The organism is Kitasatospora sp. NPDC101447 (assembly GCF_044767225.1).
Lineage (GTDB): Bacteria > Actinomycetota > Actinomycetes > Streptomycetales > Streptomycetaceae > Kitasatospora.
Genome location: NZ_JBIWNL010000090.1, coordinates 1 through 1,420 on the forward strand (window position 1 = coordinate 1; position 1,420 = coordinate 1,420).

Here is a 1,420-nt window from a genome sequence, read left to right on the forward strand (position 1 = left end):
ACAACTGGCACACCAGAGGTTCGTCCGTCCCGGTCCTCTCGTACTAGGGACAGCCCTTCTCAACACTCCTACGCGCACAGCGGATAGGGACCGAACTGTCTCACGACGTTCTAAACCCAGCTCGCGTACCGCTTTAATGGGCGAACAGCCCAACCCTTGGGACCTACTCCAGCCCCAGGATGCGACGAGCCGACATCGAGGTGCCAAACCATCCCGTCGATATGGACTCTTGGGGAAGATCAGCCTGTTATCCCCGGGGTACCTTTTATCCGTTGAGCGACGGCGCTTCCACAAGCCACCGCCGGATCACTAGTCCCTACTTTCGTACCTGCTCGACCCGTCAGTCTCACAGTCAAGCTCCCTTGTGCACTTACACTCAACACCTGATTGCCAACCAGGCTGAGGGAACCTTTGGGCGCCTCCGTTACTCTTTAGGAGGCAACCGCCCCAGTTAAACTACCCACCAGACACTGTCCCTGATCCGGATCACGGACCCAGGTTAGACATCCAGCACGACCAGAGTGGTATTTCAACGGCGACTCCACAACAACTGGCGTTGCTGCTTCAAAGTCTCCCACCTATCCTACACAAGCCGAACCGAACACCAATATCAAGCTATAGTAAAGGTCCCGGGGTCTTTCCGTCCTGCTGCGCGAAACGAGCATCTTTACTCGTAATGCAATTTCACCGGGCCTATGGTTGAGACAGTCGAGAAGTCGTTACGCCATTCGTGCAGGTCGGAACTTACCCGACAAGGAATTTCGCTACCTTAGGATGGTTATAGTTACCACCGCCGTTTACTGGCGCTTAAGTTCTCAGCTTCGCCTGGACGAATCCAAGCTAACCGGTCCCCTTAACGTTCCAGCACCGGGCAGGCGTCAGTCCGTATACATCGCCTTACGGCTTCGCACGGACCTGTGTTTTTAGTAAACAGTCGCTTCTCGCTGGTCTCTGCGGCCACCCCCAGCTCAGAGTGCAAGACTCGTCACCAGGAATGGCCCCCCTTCTCCCGAAGTTACGGGGGCATTTTGCCGAGTTCCTTAACCATAGTTCACCCGAACGCCTCGGTATTCTCTACCTGACCACCTGAGTCGGTTTGGGGTACGGGCCGCCATGAAACTCGCTAGAGGCTTTTCTCGACAGCATAGGATCATCCACTTCACCACAATCGGCTCGGCATCAGGTCTCAGGCACATGTTGCGCGGATTTGCCTACGCAACGCCCTACACCCTTACCCCGGGACAACCACCGCCCGGGCTGGACTACCTTCCTGCGTCACCCCATCGCTCACCTACTACCCCGTTGGGTCACCGGCTCCACCACTTCCCTTTGCCCGAAGGCTCCAGGACGGCTTCACGGGCTTAGCATCAAGAGGTTCAGCGTTGGCGCTTCAAAGCGGGTACGGGAATATCAACCCGTT

1 rRNA gene is annotated in these 1,420 nt (G+C 56.5%); it reads right to left on the reverse strand.

From position 1 onward, the window contains the following. Positions 1-1,420 (reverse strand): 23S ribosomal RNA (locus ACIRST_RS42405); the annotation flags it as partial.